This is a genomic window from Bacillus sp. UNC438CL73TsuS30, from assembly GCF_000482325.1.
GTDB lineage: Bacteria > Bacillota > Bacilli > Bacillales > Cytobacillaceae > Neobacillus.
On sequence record NZ_AXVA01000036.1, the window covers coordinates 1 to 20896 of the forward strand.

Below are 20896 nucleotides of genomic sequence, written 5' to 3' on the forward strand. Positions count from 1 at the left end.
TTTATTTTTAATGAAAATGGGGCTCCTCTAGGGCGTTAGATCACATTGTATTGGGTGTCTGAGGCTTTAGACCTCGTGGGTCAGCGTTATGGATCTTGTCCTGCAAATACGGATAATACGTGAAATTCAAAGTTTATATTTGCTAGGTGGTATCACTGTAGGATGAAAACACGAGATCCTTTCACGTTCTAGAGGAGCCCTGTTATATAGTTCTGTGATGGTTGAATCTTCAAAAAAATGGATATTGGGGTTCTACTTAAGTTTGGCCTTTTTTATAAAATATTTACTCTTGACTTAATTGCCATTATACGCTGACCCCGAATTTCCACGATCATAAAACTGGTAAAGCTGCAGGGATGCTTCTCTTGTTCTAATTGATTCATAACATGGTTCAAATCCCATGGTCTGCTCCTTCCCTTCCCCACGACCCTCAAGAATTTGTATAGGATATTCCATCAAAACTTGGTAATATAGGAATAAAGTGTATTTTCGGTTATAAGTAAAAAAGCAGGAGAGGGATTATTGTTGAAGAATTTGATCGTCGTTTTTTTATTTTTGTTATCAGCAGCCATTTTGACTTATGGTAAATGGCACTATGACAATAAATTAGAAAAAAACCATTTAAAAGCAGTAGCAGCATTTAAACAAGAACAACAACAAGAGGCATAAGAACAAAAGGAAAGAATGGCATCAATCAAGAAGAATAAGTTAAATAGTGTTTTAGATTGGTTGAAATACAAATCAAATCAAGAAGGTAACGTTAAGATTTCTGTATTTAGAAGCGGCGTTGATTCAAGCTCTTTAGACAAGCATTGGACGGGTTTACTCGATAATTATTTGAATAGCCAAGAAGATATTGCGTCCGTTTCCTTAATAGACCATAGTTTTGGGGGTTGGCAGGTTTTAAGAAGAAAATAAGCTATCGAGGAAAGCAATGAAAATATTTATCAATATTTTTATTGCTTTCCCTCTTCTTTTCTTTTCAGGAACTAGCGTAATAAAGCTTATTTCTCACTCTATCGCTTAACCTTTAGCTTAGCGGGAGTCTGCTCCCACTGACCCAATCCTCTTCATCAATTACACTAAATTCCACAAGGAATGCTTCATGGACAAAAAAGGCCGTGAGAACTGTCCCCATCTTCACTCTCCTTTTCCAAAAAACTATCAATTACTTCTACAATAAAAGCAGCTGCCAGTTTAACCGTTCGATTGTCCAAATCAAGCTTTGGGTTAATTTCGGCAATATCAAAACTTACTATTTTCTTATGCTTCACCGTTTCTTTTAATAAGGCCCTCAGTACTTTCGGTTCCATTCCAAAGGGTTGTGGGGCGCTTACACCCGGGGCATAGCCAGCTCCAATGACATCACTGCATAAGGTTACCATCACCGCATCATTCCTCTGGATAAACGCATGGATTTGCTTCATGACCCGTTCCATACCAAGTTGTGCCATCTCATCCTCTAGAATATACTCACATCCATATTGTTTTGCCATATCAAATAAATGCTTTGTATTTCCATAGCGCTGAATGCCGATACACATATATTGGAATGCAAGTTTCTCGTTTGCCAGTTCATCTGCTATTTGCTTAAACATGGTTCCGGAACTCGTCGTTTCATCATAGGGGCGCATATCAAAATGGGCATCAAAATTAAGAATCCCAACTTGCCTGCCTTGTTTCCAGTATGGCTTTAACCCTAAAAAGTGCCCATATGCGACTTCATGTCCGCCGCCGATGATAATCGGAAAAATATTGAAACCTATCATTTTTTTGACACATTCACCCAGTTCAGCTTGGGCTTGCTCCAAATTCCCATCATCACAGCTGACATTACCGAAATCATACAGTTTCCCACTCGATACCAAATGGCCGGGTATGGAAGAGAGTGCTCTCCGAACCTCATCCGGTGCATGATAAGCGCCCACCCTTCCTTTATTTCTTCTAACCCCCTCATCACATTTAAAGCCGATGATTCCCACTGCCTGAGTGGATTGCACTTCATGAAAAACAGATAAATCCTCAATATGAATAGTTTGATGTAATCGAAACAGGTCAGAAACGGTTTCGCTGTCCACACGCCCCGACCAAATACCTTTTTCAGTAACCGAATACATATTTCTTACCGTCCTCTCCATGTTTGCCGTTCCCACTAAGGGAAAATCCCCAAAAAGAAATAGGCGAAAATTGCCGCTGAGAATTTCCGCCTACTCTTGATATAGCCTGATACTTGTTTTTTAATGGGCTAGTACTTTACTTAAAAAACTCTTCGTCCTTTCACTTCGTGGAGTTGAAAAAATAATAGAAGGCGGTCCGTCCTCAATAATCCGCCCATCATCCATCACCACAACACGGTCGGCCACCTCTTTAGCGAATCCCATTTCATGGGTGACAATAATCATGGTCATTCCTTCCGCTGCAAGTTCCTTCATTACTGCTAACACTTCCCCAACGAGTTCCGGATCCAGTGCCGAAGTTGGCTCATCAAACAGCATAATATGCGGCTTCATGGCCAATGCTCGTGCAATCGCTACCCTTTGTTTTTGTCCACCAGAAAGATTATCTGGATAGGCCTCTGCTTTTTCGGCTAGTCCTACCTTTTTTAGCAGCTCCTTCGCCACTTCTATCGATTCTTTCCTTTTCATCCTACCTAAAGTCAAAGGGGCGAGAATCACATTCTCTAGGACGCTTTTATGAGGAAATAAGTTAAAATTTTGAAATACCATCCCCACCTTTTCTCTCATTGCATTCAATTCTTTTTGAGCCATCTCTGCTTTTTTTGATCCTTGCTGTAGAAGTCCGATTGGTTCCCCTTCAACCTCAATAACCCCATCTTGGATTTGCTCTAAATAGTTGATGCAGCGCAGAAACGTGCTTTTTCCTGAACCACTCGGACCGATAATCACAACAACTTCGCCTTTTTTGATTTCTAAACTGATATTTTTTAAAACATGATGTGTCCCGTAATGTTTGTTGATCTCTTTGACTGTAATCATACACGCGCCACCCCTGCATGCAATCTCTTTTCGAAATAGCTAATGATTTTAGAAATCATGAAGTTCACCACAAAATATAAAACCGCAATCGCAATATAGACTTCAAAATACTTAAAGTTACTGGATACAAGCGTATTTCCCGCTCTCATCAATTCAGGTACAGTAATAACGGACAGTAAGGAGGAATTTTTGGTTAAGGCAATAAATTCATTGGCTAATGGAGGAAGCATTCTTCGCAATGCTTGCGGTAAAATGATTTTCCGCATCGTCTGCCAATGGCTCAATCCGAGTGAACGCCCCGCTTCCATTTGTCCTTTTTCAATCGATTGAATCGATCCGCGTACAATTTCCGAGACATAGGCACCGCTGTACATTCCCATACCTAGAATACCTGCAACCGTAGCGGTTAAATCAAGTCCTAAGCCAATGGAAAGGCCATAATAAAGGATCATCAGCTGTACGAGAAGAGGGGTTCCCCTAAACCAAGCCAAATACGCGGAACAAAGGAAAGAAATCGTTTTATTTTTAGATAGCCCTCCAATCCCAATAAGCAAGCCGATAATGGAACTTAAAATAAGGGCAAAAAAGGTCATTGTAAGAGTAATACTCAATCCTTTGAGTAAAAAGGAAAAATTGCCATTTTCAAATAAAACATTAAAATCCATATTATCTTCTCCTTTCTAAAAGAAAAAGGGGAAATCCCCTCTTTCTTTGATTATTCTCCAAACCACTTTTTACTTATCTTTTGATATTCACCATTCTCTTTTAATGTCTTTAATGCTTTATTTACTGCCTGTGTAAAAGAGGAGTCCTCCTTACGAGTTCCAAACCCATACTCTTCATTTGTTAATGTCTTATCCAATACCTTCACAGAGTTGTCTTGCATTGCATATACCTTGGCTGCCGGCAGGCCTGTTAAAACAGCATCTACTCGTCCACTTTTAAGTTCTAGAAACATTTCAACGTTTTTCTCTACCTCTACTCGTTGAATATCAGGGTAATTTTCTTGGAGAAACTGAACAGATTTTGTGCCAACTTGGACAGAGACCTTTTTCCCTTTTAAATCTTCAATACTATTAATGGAATGATTATCTTTTTTAATTAAAAGGGAAAGCCCCCCTGGATAATAAGAATCTGAGAAATTGATCGCCTTTTTTCTTTCGTCAGTTATATACATTCCGGAAGCAACCACATCAAACTTTTTTGCCTCTAGGCCAGGAATAAGGCCTTTAAAATCGGTATCAACAAATTCTACTTTTTCCGCTCCTAATTCCTTTCCAATTGCACGCATCAAATCAATATCAAATCCATCAAATTCTTTTTTATCGTTTTTAAATTCAAGCGGCGGGAATGTAGCATCTGTTCCAACAACCAACGTTTTCTCTGCTTTAATCTTTTGTAATACTTCATCACCGTTTTGCCCTTGTTTAGATGCTTGATCTGCCTTCCCGCATCCAACCAATGCAAGGGTCAGACAGAGCACCAGTGTTACGATTGCAGTTAAACTTCTTTTCATTCTTTTCATAAGGAACCTCCTGTATAGTTAATGGAATGGCTTACATATATTTAATATGCAAATATTATGCCAACTCAGAATAGTTATAACATTAGGAAAGGAAGGCTTTCTTTTAAAATAAAAAAGCGGCGAAAACCGCCGACCGGCCGTTTTCGCCTACTCTTCTTCCCGATATTTTTTTAATTTCTCTCGTAATGTTCTTTCTCCCATTCCAATCGCTTGGGCAGTCTTTCTTCGATTTCCATTAAACGCAGCCAAATTATGAAAAATCACTCGTTTTTCAATCTCATCCAACATTTCACCTACATAGACAGGGATCAAGGTATTATCGCTAAAAACACGATTTTCCTGTTGCATTTCTGCAGGAAGATCCACTTTCTCAATAATGAAGAGCTGGTTAAAGCAATGGCTCGTTCCATGATATTCTGCAGTTCTCGAATATTGCCTGGAAACGAATACTGCTCTAGAATTTGCAAGGCTTCACGTGAAATTCCATCAATTGGTTTTCCGATTTTGTCCCCAATTTGATTGATAAAGAATTCTACCAACAAAGGAATGTCATCCCTTCGCTCCCTTAGAGGAGGAAGTTTAACCGGAATCACATTGAGCCGATAATAGAGATCTTCGCGAAAACGATTCTCCTTCACTTCTTTTACCAAATCACGATTCGTGGCTGAAATAATCCGAACATTGAAGCCAATTTCCTGTGTTCCACCTACCGGCATTACTTTCCGCTCCTGAAGGGCGCGCAGAAGCTTACTTTGTAAACCGAGATCCATTTCTCCTATTTCATCTAAAAAAATAGTTCCACCTTCAGCAAGGACAAAAAGACCTTGCTTTTTCTGAACAGCTCCCGTAAAGGCACCTTTCTCATATCCAAATAATTCAGATTCCAAAAGATGACCTGGAATCGCGGCACAATTAATCACTTGGAACTTTTTATTTCTCCGTGTACTTTGATAATGGATGGTCCTGGCAACTACTTCTTTTCCCGTCCCGCTTTCCCCCGTAATGAGAATGGTCGAATCGATATCTTTTACTTTTTTTATTAAGGAAAGAATTTCACGGATTGCGTAACTTTCACCAATTAACCCATTTGACTCTCCCATCTTATCAAGCTCACTACTTAAAAATTCTACTTTGGATTGTAAATTATAAAATTCCTCCGCCTTCTCCATCAATACTTCCAATTCGTCAAGGTGAAGAGGTTTTGTAGCGTAGGAAAAAGCTCCCTTGCGCATTGCTTCCACAGAAGAAGGAATACTTCCAAATGCAGTCATCAGAATCACAACTGTAGCAGGAGAAACACGCTTTATTTCTTCTAAAATTTCAATTCCGTCATATTCACCAATTTTTAAATCAAGTAAAACAATGGTGACTTCTATTCTTTCAAAAAGAGGGAGTCCCTCCCTTGGATCGGTAAAGGCATATACATGGTACTGATCTTCTAAAGCAAAAGTAAGTGATTGGCAAATAGTAGCTTCATCATCAATAATCATTACATTATGCATTTTCTTCTCGCCCCTTCCTTGGACATGGCAAATATACGGTCATTACAGTGCCTTTCCCCTTGGTACTGTCTACCTTTATACTGCATTGGTTTTCTTCTAGCAGCTGATAGGAAACGAATAAACCCAATCCTACCCCATTCACTTTTTTACTGTAAAAGGGATCGAATATGTTGGCTGCCACTTCATCTGACATTCCAATTCCATTATCTTCAATTTCGATAACAGCAAACTCTCCTTGATAATACCCGCGAATGGTTAAGTTCCCCTTTTCCTTCAATGCTTCAATTGCATTTAAAATAATATTCACGAGAACCTGCTTCATTTGCTGGGCATCAGCATAACCCTGAAGCTCCTCATCCATTTCAAAAACAATCCCTAAATTTTTTTCTTTTATTTTTTGTTTGAATAACTGTAAAGTCGATTGAATCATCGGGTATAGAAAAAAGAGAACCGGCTCCGATTTCTTCGGACGCGAATAATCCAACAAGTCATTAATCAATGAATTTAAGCGGGTAATTTCACTTGTCACATGCTGAGAAAAAAAGCTGCGGAATTCAAGATTCTCGTACTTCTTCGGCAGCAGTTGCGTATAGGTAAGGATGGACGTCAGTGGATTACGAATTTCATGGGCAATCCCCATCATAAGCTGCCCCAGTGAACGCAAGCGGTCTTCTTGCGCAACCTTTTTTTCAAACTCCTTTTGTTTCGTAATATCCTGAAAATTTAATACAGCTCCTTTACTATTCCCAGTTGAGGACACAATGGGGTAAATACTGTAGGTTAGGATTCTTTTTAAAGAATCAACAGGCTCCCATGTTACTTCCTTCTGCAATACAATCTCCTTTTTCTTTAAGACATTCTGGATTTCTTCCTTCGAAATAAAGTCATCCAAAATGGTCTGGTTGAAAGGCAATCCCACAATATCTTCATTCAGCTTCAAATAATCAATCGCTTTCCGATTGATCATTGAGATATGTGCCCTGTTATCCAACGTTACAAATGAGCTTAAGGTACTGTTTAATAACTGCTGTTGAAAGTTATTATTCTCTTGAAGAAGGATCATCTTTTCTTCCAGCTTCTTGTTTATCCTTTCAATCTGGCTCGTCCGACTTGCCACTTTCCTCTTTAATATGCGATTCCACCAAAGTACAGCTGTTATGATAATCATTGTAACGAAAAGGCCGACCTCTAAATATTTGATTACCTTTTGCAGCCGGGGAGCGGAGGGCATGATGTATTCACCAAACCACTTTTTTACTATTTTTTCATACGTTCCATCCTTTTTTATTTGCGAGAGCCCTTTATTGAATTTCGTTAATAATGCTTTATTTTCTGGTAAAACTGCAATGCTATAGTTCGTTGGATTTATTTCATTACCAACGATTTTAATTTGCGACTGCTTTCCGCTTTTTTGCAAAACATACTGGCCAGTAATACGATTCCCAACAAATGCATCTGCCTTTCCCTCTAATAGTAGTTGAACAGCGGCCTGTTGATTATCCGTTTTAATTACATGCACATTGTTCACTTTATTCAATAAGTCATTGGAAACATCGCTTTTTTGCACCGCGACTTTCTTCCCTTGTAGATCCTCCATCTGCCGAATGTACATATTATTTTTTAAAACAAAAATAGCTTGGGAACTTATAAAGTAATCATTCGAAAAGGCATATGTTTTTCTGCGTGAAGGGTAGTCTTTCATCCCCTGGATTGCATCTACCTTACCAGATTTAAGTGCTTGTAACGCTTGATTCCACGGCATGGGATAATACTCGATCTTGATTCCTGTTTGAATGGATATGGCATTCATGACATCTACGTTAAAACCGGTGTATACACCAGAACCACTTAGGTATTCAAATGGAGGAAAATTGTTGTCCCCCGCAATCCGAATGACCTTATTACTCTTTTGATAAGCAGTAAAAGGAAAAAGAACAAAGGACAATAACAACACGGATATCGTTACACAAATTCGAAAAATAATGGGGCTTCGCATCTATACTTCTCCTTCACTAATTGCTTCTTAGATGAATTAATGCAATTTTCATGCCATGATTCCAGACGTCCCTTTCTCCTTCAGATCCGTTTCCCTCTTATAATATTTGAATGCGTAATGGGTATATGGGTTTAGTCACTATATAGGTTGGTCAATCCTTGGATTTTTAGTAACAGTTTGTACATTAGGAATCTACTATCCTTGGTCCATTCCCATAACGGTTCAAAATTTCTACCACTAAATCAAAATAAGAAGAATTTCATACACTTCATTCACATTGGATGAATAGGTTCATTTTCCATTTAGAAGGAGTTGAAAGCCATTCCTATAAGATGCTTAGCCCGAAGGAAGCAGCTGCAATCATTATTAAAGGGATGGAAAATAAAAAATACCGGGTATTAACTGGAAATGATGCAAAAATTATGGGCTTTTTATACCGCTTAAATCCCAAAAAAGCAACAGATATCATTGCGAATAAGATAAAAGCACTTTAACACAGACGGTTCTTGTGGCTTTTTTGGATCATGAGAACCTTCCCTGTGGTACTTACCGGAGAAAGTAAAATAAACGGAGATTTTTCGGTTAAATGCAGAATAGAGCTCGTTTCGGGATAAATAAGGGAAGATTTTTCGATTATGCAAAGCAAAATCCCCCATTTTCGCATTTTTTTAGTCAATAGGCGAAATTCCTCCGTCTATTTAGGCTATTTTTCATTTTATTTACTAATTAAGCGAAATTTTTCCGTCTATTTATCTATTCGCAAACTGAAGTCTAATCAAAAAATTAAAAAACCGATCGCCTACTTCCACGGCATTTTGCAAAAGAAATTTGAAGAGCTTTATTATGCGGAAATATATGAAATGTGGATTAGCCAACCAAATGGTTAAAGCCAACACCTTTCTTTACGAATCGACAGCTACCGACGCTTATTTTTCCAATCAAACGTTTAATTAAAACCAGGACAAAGCCTTTTGGAAAACGAACATGGTCCTGTTTCCGAGGAAATATTTTGTCGATAATATCGTTTAGCTTTTCCCGATTTTTCTCCCAAACGGTCAAACAATGACTTTATCTCGCATAATTGTACCCGTTTCGACAAAATGGGCTTCTACACAAACGTTTGATTAGAAACTGAGCAAACTCTTCTAATATAAAGGTTTCTTAATGGAAAGATGCAAGAAGATTGTCGGAAGTTTGGACAGAACTTGGTGAATGGTAAAATCAAAGCACTTAAATATTCAAAAACCCGTCCCGCGATGGTTTTCAACATACTTCCTTTTAAAAAATAATTCTTGTCCTAAATTAAGTAACCCGCGAAAGTTATATAAGCGGAGATTTTTCCGTTAGATGCAGAATGGAGCCCGTTTCGGGGTAAATAAGGGAAGGTTTTCCGATTATGCAGAGCAAAATGCCCCATTTCCATGATTTTCGAGTCAATAGGCGAAATCTTTACCTCTATTTAAGCTATTTTAAATGCTAATTACTAATTAAGCGAAATTTTTCCGTCTATTTATTTGATCGGGGATAACCACGGGGACGGTTCTCCTGGTCCAAAAAAGCCTCGGGAACCGTCCCCCATGGTATTTTTTAGGTGAGAATACGAATAATCATGTATGCTTAAAAAAAACAATTTCGTTTCAATACGAACCTCGAATATACTAAAAATATTCTTTCTATCTACTAATCGAAAGGAGCATTCTATGACTGAAACAAAGGCAATAAAAAAATCTCCCTCAAAAAAGAAGAAACAGAAAACCGCTCATCTCGAAAATGTTAGTTTTTATCGATTACGCAAGGTTATCTTTCTTATTTTCCTATCCCTGCTAATCGTCTATCTCTATTATCTACATACCAAAGGAACTCTTCTTTCCAATATGGCCTTACTATGGAAATCGCATAAGAAAGTTATGATGGCTATTTTTGGATTTGCAGCCTATAGTTTGGGTGTGTTTTACTTAGGTTTTAGGAAGGGAAGAAAAAGATGAAAATATTGGATAGCCTTTAATTTCGTTATATATTCAATTCCTTTTCATCTTACTAAAGGTTACGCGTATATTTATTAATGTGGTATTTGTTTTATTAGATAGAAAATTCCTTATATAAAACATGAAAGATTGGAGGACACTCTATGAAATTATGGATGAGGATACTTGTTACATTAGACATTCTTATTATTTTGGGTGTTATAGCAGGTGAAATTTTTTATTAAAAGAAATGTATAATAAAAAAGAGAAGTGCGCCAACACTTCTCCATGCAACTATTACCTTCAGGGTGGTAGCTGTCTGTTTTATATTTTTGGTTAACCACCCTTTTGCTTATGACGGCGGGTGGTTTTCTTGTTTTCTAGAATGTTTTTCCGAAAGAACTAAAGATTCAGAGAGTGACCTTAGAAGCATTCTGTTTTACCAGTCGAAGGCTGGAGTTTTTTGTAACAAGGCTGCCAATCACCATGACAAAGATGTTTAGCACCATCGCGATAATCCCTACATTAAGGTCTTTAATCAGCTGAGGCAGTGACGGGAACAGCGTCCCAACCGTTGCACTTGTAATGGTGACATATAAGACGGTCACTTCACCGACAATAATTCCGGCTATGGCCCCCTGCTTGGTAACAAAATTTTTCTTCAATAAACTGCAGATCATGGACGGGAATAACTGGGTTACAAAGCTATACCCCATTAACAGCAGCAATACAATCGTATTTCCGCCGTTTAAGGTGAAATAGACGGAGATCAAAGCAATAACAGGAACTAAAATTTTTGCCAACTTGATAATTCTTTTGTCAGTAGCATTTTTTGCAAAAGGTTTGTACACGTTATTGGCTAACGAAGTGGCAGCCGCCATCAATAGCATGGATCCTGGGACAAGTGCTGTTAATAAACCTGCGGCCCCAATCAGGCCAACAATAAACGGATTAAAGGACATTATCGAAAGCTTTAATAAAGAAAGGTCCTGATCTGATCCCTGCAAGCCAGGAACTTGCTGAATGGCAGCAAAGCCAACGAAAAAGACAAACAGGACTAGTAGAGCATAAAGCGGACTAATCATAGCATTTTTACGGAATACCTTTGCACTTTTTGCCGAAAAAGAAGAGGCAAAGTATTGCGGCCACATATAAAAGCCAAGGGATGTCAAGATAACGGTAGAAATATACCACGACATACTGTTTCCTTGGGCTGGAATCGTCGCAAAATTCGGATGTACCTTATCAATGGACTCAAACATTGGCTGGATTCCGCCATAATAATGGTATGGCAAATAGATTCCTATAATAACGACAATCACGAGAATCATAGTATCCTTTAATACAGCTGTCCAAGCCGAACCGTGAATCCCCGATACCATTACATAGAATGTAAGCGCGATGGCCCCAATCCAGACGGCCGCCGTATTGGAAATACTGCCATAGGAAGCCAATGATACAATGATCCCCAATCCCTTAAATTGAAGGATAATATAAGGAACCATGGCTAGAACACCAACAAGGGCTACTACCACACCCAAGGCTGGGCTCTTATATTTGCTGGCAAAGAAGTCAGGCTGTGATAAAAGCTTCTTTTCTTTTCCATACTTCCAAATAGCCGGCAATAGGTAGTATGAAATAACATAAGCAAGCGTCATATAAGCTAAAATATAAAGGGCAGGTCCGCCCTTGCCATAGGCCCATGAACTGCCTCCAAGGAACGTAAACGTGGTATAGATTTCTCCGGCCATTAACAGGAACACAAACATGGCCCCGAAGCCACGGCCTCCAACCGTCCATTGCTCCAGGTTCATGTCATGGCCTTTTTTTGCCCTGACTCCTAGGAAAACGGCAAGCAACAGAAAGGCAAAAATAACGACGAGTGCAATATTCATTCGGCTTCACTCTCCTTGTTGATCGGATCAATTCGATAAACAACCCACAAAATAATCGATGTAAGCACTACCCACATGACCATCCAGAAGAAGACAAATGGCAGGCCGAGTACATATGGCTTGACTGTATTGACAAAGGGCATCAAAACAAGAATACCTATAAAGGGCAATAAACTAAGCAAATGCTGGAGTTTCATTTTTTGGCCTCCTAAGCGAGTATAATTCTTACAAATTAAACTTACATACAGCCTCGACAAACATTTTTAACGCAATTTCAAAGGAATCTTCGTCAACCGTAAATTTTGGATGATGATGTGGATAGGTAATACCCTTTGCAGCATTCCCTGCCCCAACGTAGAAGAAGGTGCCTGGAGCTTTTTGCTGGTAAGCAGAAAAATCTTCTCCTCCCATTGTCGGTCTAAATGGAACAACATTTTCATCCCCTACCACTTTACGGGCAAGCTCTTCCATTACACTTGTCACAGCCTGATCATTCACAACCGGACGATAGCCAAAATCATATTTAAATGTATAGGTCGCTTGATGCGCCATTGTAATCCCTTTAATGATTTCTTCCATTCGTTTAGGAAGGCCTTCGCGGACCTCTGGATTGAGCGTACGAGTTGTCCCGACAATTTCAACGGTGTCCGGGATGACATTATGAGTGGTCCCGCCGATAAATTTGGTAACGGAAAGGACAACCGGGTCGATCGGGTCAATATTTCTTGCAACAATTTGCTGCAAATTGGTGACTACCTGAGTTCCAATGGTGATGCTGTCAATCGTTTGATGCGGCATCGCAGCATGTCCGCCTTTTCCTTGGATGGTAAGGTAGAAGGTATCCATGGATGCCATAACAGGTCCATAGCCAATGCCGATTTTGCCAAGTTCGATCGGCGACCATAGATGCTCTCCGATAACTAAATCAACCCCGTCCATGACACCAGCTTGGACCATTGCTTCAGCCCCGCCAGGCAGCGTTTCTTCGGCATGCTGGAACAGAAAACGCACTTCCCCTTTAATCTGTGCTTTTAACGAAGAAAGAATCTTTGCTGTACCGAGCAGGATCGCGGTATGTCCGTCATGGCCGCAAGCATGCATGACGCCGGGCTTCTTGGAGACAAATTCAAAGGTGTTCTCCTCTTGGATTGGCAAAGCGTCCATATCGGCACGAATCGCTAAAACCTTCCCTGGCTGTTCACCAATTAAACGGGCCATGACACTTGTTTTGGTTGGCCGGGAAACTTCCAGGTTTCCAAAAGAAATGAGCGTTTCATAGACAAAATTGGACGTGTTGTCTTCCTGGAAGGAAACCTCCGGATTTTCGTGTAAATGGCGGCGCCACTTTACTACCTCAGCCTTTACCTCATTGACTAAACGCTCGACATGATGAACTACTTCAGTAGTCATGGATAACTCCCTCCTTTTCATTGTGTAACTCTATTTTTCTTGGATTACATGCTTTTTAACGGCTAAAGACGCGACAGCCTTTAGCAATAACTGAGAGCCTGCTTCAATATCTTCTACTTTTGAAAATTCATCCGGACAATGACTCTTTCCCTTCAAACTCGGGATAAAAATCATTCCAACGTCGGTCACGTCTGTCATAAGAGCAGCATCGTGAACGGCACCGCTATTCATTTTCTTATAGCTGAAACCGGCAGCAATCGCTTCCTGCTCAAGCACATTCATGATACGAGGGGACAGCGGTTTAATTTGAGATTGGCCAACCAGCTCAATCTGGCTTATAAGGGAGTGTTCTTTTGCCACTTTGCTTACCTTTTCAACAAGATAGTCCGTTACAAAATCGATTCCCTTCATCTCAACATCTCTGGCATCGACAAAGAACTTCACTTTCTGCGGAATGACATTTGGTAAATTGGGCTCACAGCTAATTTTCCCAACCGTTGCAACCGTCGTTGGTATGGTACTGCTTTTAACGGTACGTTGAAGATCGGCGATGATGCTGGCAGCTCCAACCATCGGATCTGACCTTAAATCCATAGGGGTTGTCCCCGCATGATTCGAATCCCCTTCAAGCGTCACTTTAAAGGTTTTCATCCCGGCAATCGCCTGAACAATCCCAATCGTTTTATTTTCGGTTTCCAAAACGGCTCCTTGTTCAATATGGAGTTCAATCATTGCTGCAATTTCGTCTTGCTCAACAGTCTCCTGCTCAATATGGTCTACACCTAAGCCAAAATTTTTGACAATATCGTAACAGGATTTCCCCTCACTGTTTTTAATAGACTTTAAATCTGATAATGAATATTTACCTGTCATCACTTTGCTTCCCATCATGGTTACACCGAAATTGGAACCCTCTTCTTCGGAAAAAATGATCAATTCAACCGGACGGGTAAGCTCGGCATTCTCTTCCTTCAATACTCGAATCGTCTCTAAAGCTGCCAAAACGCCAAGTAAACCATCATACTTTCCACCGTTTGCAACAGTATCAATATGGGAGCCGATTAAGATAGGCGGCAGATTGATGTTTTTACCATAGGTCGCCCGAATATTGCCAAACCCGTCAACCTTAATGGAAAGATCTAACTCTTTCATCAGCGTTAACAAATACTCCCTTGCTTGCCGATCTTCACTGCTAAAAGAAAAACGGGTACAGCCCTTTCCCGGAGTCTTCGTGAAGGTGACAATACGGTCCAAATCCTTAAATAATCTTTCTATATTGATTTTCATCTTAATCACCTCCTTCAAAAAATTAAATCACAGGTTCATTTTCCAGCTGTTCTGCGTAGACGATTTCACCGTCGATCATGGTAAAAACCACTTGTATGGATGGGACTTCATCTGTTTTTGCCTTAAGGATGGAACGATCCAGGATAATGATGTCTGCCAGTTTTCCTGGTTCAATGGAGCCTGTCTCATTTTCACTAAAGGATGCGTGAGCCCCATTCCAAGTAATCATACGGATAGCTTCCAAAAGTCCGATTCGTTCCTGTTCACCGAGAACACTTCCAGATGGAGCGATTCTTGTGATGGCACTATGAATCCCCCTGAGCGGATTGAAATCTGTCACCGGACAGTCAGATGCGATGGCAGCGGGCACTCCAGCTTCTAAATAGCTATGTAATGGATACATTTGGCTGGAACGTTCCCCGTAGTTTTTACTATAAATATCACCATATTCAAAGAAGAATGCCGGATTCGGAGTTGGAATGACCCCTTGCTTTTTCATCCTTTCAATCAAGTCAGGCTGCGCAATGCCTGCATGCTCAATCCGGTGGCGCGCATCCTCTCTTGGGTACAAGCTGTTTGCTTTTTCAATGCACGTCAAGAGCATGTCAATCGCGGCATCCCCCTGGGCGTGTGAGGTAATTTGCCAGCCTTTTTGATGAGCCGGAATAAAAATTTCCTCGATTTCTTCCTGTTGATAATAATGAATGCCATAATTGTTCGGGTCACTGTCATAAGGCTCTCTCGTCCAGATGGTTGGACCGCTGCTGCTTCCATCAAGGAATAATTTCACCGGACCATATTTAAAGCGGTCATTTCCATCCTTCGTCTTGAGATCCGTTGCAAGAAAATGCTTAATCACCTTTTCAGGCTCGTTTAGTGCCCCGACCATGGCATAGACTCTCTGTTTAATGACACCGCTTTCAGAATCCTGTTTAAGCGCTTCAATATTTGATACTCCGTACCCTGTTGCATCATGGATAGAGGTAATTCCCTTTTTCGCAAAATCCTTGGATGCAATCGAATGGGCTTTCTGTAGCTCGTCGCGAGTAAACCCAGCAATTTGGAACACTTGCATATGGGCATTTTCAAGCAGCAATCCATTCGGCTCTCCATCAGACCCCCGGACAATCTTCCCGCCTTCAGGATCCGGTGTATTTTTATCAATGGACGCAATTTGTAAGGCCTGGCTATTGACCGTTGAGATATGGTTACATGCCCGTACAACCATAATGGGGTGTTCGGTTGAAACAGTATCCAATTCCTCTTTTGTAGGAAAACGGCCATCGGCGATGGTTTGGTCATTATAGCCCCAGGCACGAACCCATTCACCCTTTGGCGTTTCTTTTGCCTTTTCTTTCAATTTCTCCAGTAAATCAGAGATGGTTTGTACAGATTCATCCTTGCATGAAACAGATAATTGGTTTGTACCATATAGGCTGATATGAAGATGGGATTCAATAAAACCTGGAAGAAGGGTCCTTCCGTTCAGATCAATGACCTTGCTATCATCATCTTTCAATCTCAAAATCTCTTCTGTGCTGCCAACGGCAATAATTTCTCTCCCCTTGACCGCAACCGCACGATGAATCTCATCCTTTTGATTGACCGTAATGACCTCTCCGTTAATGAATAGGTAGTTGCTTAACAACTGCCTCTCCCCCTTCCTAAATGGAAATGATATTGCGTTATATTCATTAGGAATATATTTTTGCAAAATTTTGAAATTCGGTACTTTTTAATAATACGACATAATTTCTCGATGTCTTTTGTAACTTTTTTAGAAATTATTATGAATATTTGTAACATTGTAAATAATCACAAAAATGGTTTGTTTTGTTGCAAACTTTTACAACAATATAAAAAAGCACTTAATTAAAAATTTAAGTGCTTCTCAAACATTAAAACCATTTCCAATTTTAATCTTTCGGGTGGATCGTCCAAATCAATTTTCGTAAGCTGCTGAATTTTCGCGATTCGATATCTTACCGTATTATTATGTATATATAATTTTTTCGCCGCTAAATTAAAATTGCATTTACTTTCGAGAAATGCCTTTAACGTACTAATTAATTCTTCCCTGTCATCCTGTTGTAAAACAGGTAAAAGATTCTCTATTACGTGACTGAAGTCTTCTTTAAATGACCGAAGATGAATAAATCCAAAAGGTCCTAAATCTTTATAAGAAAGCACGTTTTTATTCGGGTAAATAAACTGGCCTATTTCAACGGTTTTCACGCTTTCCCTATAACTCTTTTTTATATGATAAAAAGGAGCTGTTGTACAACCTATTCCGCCTTTTATTTTTGCTTTTGGAATCTCCTCTTCAAGCGCAGCAATCAGTTTTGAGCATTTCTTTTTTAATTCTTCCATATTGCTTTGGCTAAGCTCTTCCTCAACCGGGTGGAAAATAATGATACTCCCCTCAAGCAAACCCAGAGGTGACTCCCTTTTTGGAAAAAACCTTCTGATGGAAGAATTGATCACTCCACGATAATCGTCCAAGTTAATTCCGTCATTTAATTGCTGAAAACGGATGCACACATAATTCTTACGAACATCCCAACCCAAATGTTTTGCTTTTTTAAATAGTTTTTCCTGATCACTTTTTTCGAGCAGGATTTCTTGAATAAAATCATCTTGGAAATTTGCTTCCTTTGAATTCATATAATACATTTGCGTAAAAATATACAAAAGAAGTTCAAAGGTTATCCTTAATGCTGAAAAATCAAAATAGCCTAATTCCTTTTCCATTTCCCACACGACCAAATTCCCGACTAGAATATCGTGAACTTTGATGGGAAGGACAATCCAGCTTTTATTTTGGCCATCTAAATCTTTAATCCTATAAATATTGATTTTGTCATAAATCTTTTCTCTTTGATAGTCAAAGTTGGGCTCAGCGAGACCTCTTAGTATTTTTTCAAGCTCTTTTGTTTTCCCCTCACTCGGGTAATGAAAATTCCTATCTTCCAAATAATCTACAATCGAAATGGGCAAACCAATTTCCTTAGAGAGATTCTCAATGCACTCATTGATCTTTATTTCAGGATAAAGACTTTCTAAGGTAGAGCCTGGGTGCCTTTTCCCGTTATTCATTCTCATCATAAAACCATGCATGGCAATGGCATTTACAGCATCCATGATTTCTACCCAAGCAGGTTCATCAGGAATGTCAATGAGAGGGAAATTCAAGTTATTGCACAATGTCAAGATTTCTTGAGGAATTTGCTTGAGATATCGGTTTACTTTTAAGCCTAATGCAGCAGAATTATGATCGTTCAAATGATAAATGACATCCTTAAAGAGTTCGATATTATCCTTGAATAAATACCCGGTGGATAGCGCAAATTCCTTGCCACTGAACCATCTATATCCGTCTGGGGCGTCAAACACGGAGACAGACTGGATTTCCCTGTCAAGGCCACCAGCCCCGGCTAAATTCTTGTACCCAACAAAAAACTTATCATCCAGCAAATCTCTAACTTTTACACTCACCAGGAATCTCCTTTCCATGATGTCAACAGAAACATTTTCGTAATCTTTTGCAAAGGCTGTTTTCGTAAGGATTGTTGTTTTTCGAACAGATTTAATAGTTTTCACCCTAAGGCATGCATTCGGACATGATTGCCCTTGGCTTCTCCGAAGTTGTCCGAATGAACCCCTGATTCGGACACGATTCCCCTTAGCTTTAATAAAGCTGTCCGAATCAACTACTCATTCAGACACGATTGCCCTTGCCTTCTTCATAGCTGTCCGAATGAACCCCTCATTCAGACACGGTTGCCCTTGCCTTCTTCATAGCTGTCCGAATGAACCTCTCATTCAGACACGGTTGCCCTTGCCTTCTTCAAAGCGGTCCGAATCAACTACCCATTCAGACACGATTGCCCTTGCCTTCTTCATAGCTGTCCGAATGAACCTCTCATTCAGACACGGTTGCCCTTGCCTTCTTCATAGCTGTCCGAATGAACTCCTCATTCAGACACGATTGTCCTTGCCTTCTTCATAGCTGTCCGAATCAACTCCTCATTTAGACACGATTGTCCTTGCCTTCTTCATAGCTGTCCGAATCAACTCCCCATTCAGACATGGTTACCCTTGCCTTCTTCATAGCTGTCCGAATGAACCCCTCATTCAGACACACTTCCCCTTGGTTGCTTCAAAGTTGTCCAAAAAGGGCATCAATATTGAACAATTCTTATATCAAGAGCAACAAAGTTTAAGAAAAGTGCCTTTGCAAAAGAAAAACGATGCGGTATTGGTTTAACACATTCTGATATTTATTTACGGGAAATAGATTATTTATAATATTTTTTCTATTTAGTTATTTTATCATATAATGTTCTTTATTTAATATTGACTTTTAAAATAATATTGGAGATTTACATGTGCAAGAATTAATATACTTTTTCAAAAGTTTAATAGAAGCTCCTTTTCATACAAAAAGCGCCTTTTCAGGCCCCTGTAACTCGGGCGGTGACAGTAGTTGTTTCAGGAAAAATGCAGGTATTAAGGGAAGGAATAAAACGCTGACCCCGAGATTTCGAGATTTCTAGTCAATATTTTTAGAGGAAGAATTTCAGGAGCCCAATTATTTAAAAATGTTGCCAATACCGGTTCTAACTTAAAGGAAATGTTTGAAAGCACCTATCGAAAACAATTGGTAAGAAACCTATTAATCAATCACGTAGAAAACGAAGTAAAGCAAACGCACCGAATACTTGGAATTTTACTGTATGAAATCTCTCACTACTCCTTAAAACAGCCATTTCCTTCAAAGGAAATGGCCATTCACTTTATCCTTTATACCAACCCGAGGGTTGAACATTCAGGGCAATATTAATTTGCTTTGTATGCAAATATTCTTCAAAACCATACGTTCCTAAATCTCCGCCAATACCGCTTTGTTTATATCCACTCCAAGGCGCCTCATTGAATGTAGGATGATACGTATTAATCCATGTAATTCCGGCTTGCAGATCACGAATAACACGCTGTGCCTTAGCCCCGTCATTTGTAAAAACGGCGGCAGCAAGCCCAAAATTGGTCCCGTTTGCAAGTTCAATTGCCTCTTCCTCTGTTTCAAACACTTGAATGACAAGTACAGGGCCAAAGATTTCTTCTTGAACAATCCTCATATCTGGCGTTGTCGCTGAAAAAATGGTCGGCTCCATAAAATTACCTTGGGCAAATGCGCCATCCGTAATCTGCTTCCCTCCACACAAGAGTTCGGCACCTTCCTCCAATCCAATCTTTACATAACGAAGCACGCTTTCCAAATGCTCTTTGGAAATAAGGGGACCCATCTCTGTCTCCTCTTCCCAGCCCGGACCGATTTTAATCTTTTTTGCACGGGCTACAAGTTCGGTAACAAACTTTTCATAAATACTTTTTTCAAGAAGGAGGCGTGACCCAGCGGAACAAACTTGCCCTTGACCAGCAAACACAGCCAACAAAGCATAATCTACGGCTGTTTCAAAGTCGGAATCGGCAAAGACAATATTCGGTGATTTTCCCCCAAGCTCCAAACCAACCTTTTTAATCGTATTTGCAGCATCTTTCATAATTTGTATACCTGTAGATGTGCCCCCAGTAAATGAAATTTTATCAACATCAGGGTGATTGGCAAGTGTATTCCCAACAACAGAGCCCGATCCTAGAACTAAATTGACAACTCCCTTCGGAAAACCAACTTCATCAAGAATTTCAAATAATCGAATCAGTGTTAAAGGAGTTTGCGAAGCTGGCTTAATGACAACGGTGCAGCCAGCCGCCAATGCAGCTGACATTTTCTGTGAAGCCATAACAAGAGGATAATTCCACGGAACAATCTGTGCTACCACGCCAACAGGTTCACGGACAACCATCGCCCGGATCTCATCCGGTACATCATAGGTTTGGCCATGCGGCTTTGTGGCAAGTCCCGCATAATATTGAAACTGGTTAATGGCATCCTCCACATCGTTTAATGCATCCGCATATACCTTTCCATTATTCAATGTCTCAAGCATGGCAAATTCTTCTTTTCGTTCTTCTAGTTTACTAGCTACCTTTAATAGAAGATTCGCTCTGGTACGGGCATAAGTTAATTTCCAGCCATTTTTATAAAAAGCCTCTTTAGCAGCCTGAATTGCACGTTCAACTTCCTCAATAGTACCCTCCGTTACGGTTGCAATACTATCGTTAGTTGCAGGGTTTACGATCTCCCGAACTAAATTTGATTTACTTGTAACCCATTCCCCGTTAATATACATTCTTTGAACATTCGTTTTTCCTCTAAGAACAGAATCAAAGCTTTCCTTTGTGATGACCAATCCATTC

General features: G+C 39.8%; 17 protein-coding genes. 3 read left to right on the forward strand and 14 right to left on the reverse strand.

Annotation, left to right across the window (positions count from 1 at the left end; all coding sequences use genetic code 11):
* The first annotated feature begins 522 nt into the window (after window positions 1-522).
* Both M028_RS32805 and M028_RS0112585 read left to right on the forward strand, forming a co-directional pair.
* The gene (locus tag M028_RS32805; RefSeq protein WP_155925592.1) at window positions 523-669 is read left to right on the forward strand and encodes a hypothetical protein; all 147 of its coding nucleotides are present in this window, start codon (window positions 523-525) and stop codon (window positions 667-669) included.
* 15 nt (window positions 670-684) lie between these two features.
* A complete protein-coding gene (locus tag M028_RS0112585; RefSeq protein WP_026574207.1) occupies window positions 685-918 on the forward strand; it encodes a hypothetical protein in 234 nt (77 codons plus the stop codon).
* Between the two features lie 185 nt (window positions 919-1103).
* Here M028_RS0112585 and hutG read toward each other — a convergent pair whose 3' ends face one another.
* From hutG to M028_RS0112615, 7 genes are all read right to left on the reverse strand, one after another.
* On the reverse strand, window positions 1104-2153 hold the full coding sequence (hutG, locus tag M028_RS0112590) for a formimidoylglutamase (protein ID WP_051591022.1): 1050 nt from the start codon (window positions 2151-2153) through the stop codon (window positions 1104-1106).
* Between the two features lie 84 nt (window positions 2154-2237).
* Entirely contained in the window at window positions 2238-2996 is a 759-nt protein-coding gene (locus M028_RS0112595; RefSeq protein ID WP_026574209.1) for an amino acid ABC transporter ATP-binding protein, read from the reverse strand.
* Complete coding sequence (locus M028_RS0112600; protein ID WP_026574210.1) at window positions 2993-3661, reverse strand: amino acid ABC transporter permease; 669 nt, start codon at window positions 3659-3661, stop codon at window positions 2993-2995. Before M028_RS0112600 ends, M028_RS0112595 begins: the two co-directional genes overlap by 4 nt.
* Window positions 3662-3711: 50 nt before the next feature.
* Window positions 3712-4521, reverse strand: coding sequence for a transporter substrate-binding domain-containing protein (locus M028_RS0112605; protein WP_026574211.1), 810 nt, complete (start codon window positions 4519-4521; stop codon window positions 3712-3714).
* A gap of 147 nt (window positions 4522-4668) precedes the next feature.
* Window positions 4669-4869, reverse strand: a complete 201-nt coding sequence (locus tag M028_RS33575; RefSeq protein WP_231510809.1) for a helix-turn-helix domain-containing protein — start codon at window positions 4867-4869, stop codon at window positions 4669-4671.
* On the reverse strand, window positions 4830-6023 hold the full coding sequence (locus M028_RS29900) for a sigma-54-dependent transcriptional regulator (RefSeq protein WP_231510810.1): 1194 nt from the start codon (window positions 6021-6023) through the stop codon (window positions 4830-4832). Before M028_RS29900 ends, M028_RS33575 begins: the two co-directional genes overlap by 40 nt.
* Window positions 6016-8019: a transporter substrate-binding domain-containing protein gene (locus M028_RS0112615; RefSeq protein ID WP_026574212.1), complete on the reverse strand. Its 2004-nt coding sequence runs from the start codon at window positions 8017-8019 to the stop codon at window positions 6016-6018. The genes M028_RS29900 and M028_RS0112615 overlap by 8 nt, the downstream gene beginning before the upstream one ends.
* A 281-nt stretch (window positions 8020-8300) precedes the next feature.
* Here M028_RS0112615 and M028_RS0112620 point away from each other — a divergent pair, with 281 nt between their 5' ends.
* Window positions 8301-8513, forward strand: a complete 213-nt coding sequence (locus M028_RS0112620; RefSeq protein ID WP_026574213.1) for a hypothetical protein — start codon at window positions 8301-8303, stop codon at window positions 8511-8513.
* A 1880-nt stretch (window positions 8514-10393) separates the two neighbouring features.
* On the opposite strand, the gene M028_RS0112640 is transcribed toward M028_RS0112620, so the two are convergent.
* The 7 genes from M028_RS0112640 to M028_RS0112670 all read right to left on the reverse strand — a co-directional run bounded on the left by M028_RS0112640 (window position 10394) and on the right by M028_RS0112670 (window position 20829).
* Window positions 10394-11878 carry a sodium:solute symporter family protein gene (locus M028_RS0112640; RefSeq protein WP_026574215.1) on the reverse strand — a complete coding sequence of 495 codons (1485 nt, stop codon included), beginning with the start codon at window positions 11876-11878 and terminating at the stop codon, window positions 10394-10396.
* Entirely contained in the window at window positions 11875-12075 is a 201-nt protein-coding gene (locus tag M028_RS0112645; RefSeq protein ID WP_026574216.1) for a DUF3311 domain-containing protein, read from the reverse strand. The genes M028_RS0112640 and M028_RS0112645 overlap by 4 nt, the downstream gene beginning before the upstream one ends.
* A gap of 28 nt (window positions 12076-12103) precedes the next feature.
* Entirely contained in the window at window positions 12104-13288 is a 1185-nt protein-coding gene (locus M028_RS0112650) for a M20 family metallopeptidase (protein WP_026574217.1), read from the reverse strand.
* Between the two features lie 30 nt (window positions 13289-13318).
* On the reverse strand, window positions 13319-14575 hold the full coding sequence (locus tag M028_RS0112655) for a M20 family metallo-hydrolase (RefSeq protein ID WP_026574218.1): 1257 nt from the start codon (window positions 14573-14575) through the stop codon (window positions 13319-13321).
* 22 nt (window positions 14576-14597) lie between these two features.
* On the reverse strand, window positions 14598-16223 hold the full coding sequence (locus tag M028_RS0112660; protein ID WP_026574219.1) for an amidohydrolase: 1626 nt from the start codon (window positions 16221-16223) through the stop codon (window positions 14598-14600).
* A 224-nt stretch (window positions 16224-16447) separates the two neighbouring features.
* On the reverse strand, window positions 16448-18070 hold the full coding sequence (locus tag M028_RS0112665) for a PucR family transcriptional regulator (RefSeq protein WP_197031415.1): 1623 nt from the start codon (window positions 18068-18070) through the stop codon (window positions 16448-16450).
* Window positions 18071-19371: 1301 nt separating this feature from the next.
* A complete protein-coding gene (locus tag M028_RS0112670) occupies window positions 19372-20829 on the reverse strand; it encodes an aldehyde dehydrogenase family protein (protein WP_026574221.1) in 1458 nt (485 codons plus the stop codon).
* Window positions 20830-20896 lie beyond the last annotated feature (67 nt).

Excerpts from the sequence above, each read along its gene's own strand:
- M028_RS0112605 (WP_026574211.1), bottom strand. The coding sequence starts at position 4,521 with ATGAAAAGAATGAAAAGAAGTTTAACTGCAATCGTAACACTGGTGCTC.
- M028_RS0112585 (WP_026574207.1), top strand. The coding sequence starts at position 685 with ATGGCATCAATCAAGAAGAATAAGTTAAATAGTGTTTTAGATTGGTTG.
- M028_RS33575 (WP_231510809.1), bottom strand. The coding sequence starts at position 4,869 with ATGCAACAGGAAAATCGTGTTTTTAGCGATAATACCTTGATCCCTGTC.
- M028_RS0112650 (WP_026574217.1), bottom strand. The coding sequence starts at position 13,288 with ATGACTACTGAAGTAGTTCATCATGTCGAGCGTTTAGTCAATGAGGTA.
- M028_RS0112640 (WP_026574215.1), bottom strand. The coding sequence starts at position 11,878 with ATGAATATTGCACTCGTCGTTATTTTTGCCTTTCTGTTGCTTGCCGTT.
- M028_RS0112600 (WP_026574210.1), bottom strand. The coding sequence starts at position 3,661 with ATGGATTTTAATGTTTTATTTGAAAATGGCAATTTTTCCTTTTTACTC.
- M028_RS0112655 (WP_026574218.1), bottom strand. The coding sequence starts at position 14,575 with ATGAAAATCAATATAGAAAGATTATTTAAGGATTTGGACCGTATTGTC.
- M028_RS0112595 (WP_026574209.1), bottom strand. The coding sequence starts at position 2,996 with ATGATTACAGTCAAAGAGATCAACAAACATTACGGGACACATCATGTT.
- M028_RS0112615 (WP_026574212.1), bottom strand. The coding sequence starts at position 8,019 with ATGCGAAGCCCCATTATTTTTCGAATTTGTGTAACGATATCCGTGTTG.
- M028_RS29900 (WP_231510810.1), bottom strand. The coding sequence starts at position 6,023 with ATGCATAATGTAATGATTATTGATGATGAAGCTACTATTTGCCAATCA.
- M028_RS0112670 (WP_026574221.1), bottom strand. The coding sequence starts at position 20,829 with ATGTATATTAACGGGGAATGGGTTACAAGTAAATCAAATTTAGTTCGG.
- M028_RS0112645 (WP_026574216.1), bottom strand. The coding sequence starts at position 12,075 with ATGAAACTCCAGCATTTGCTTAGTTTATTGCCCTTTATAGGTATTCTT.
- M028_RS0112620 (WP_026574213.1), top strand. The coding sequence starts at position 8,301 with ATGAATAGGTTCATTTTCCATTTAGAAGGAGTTGAAAGCCATTCCTAT.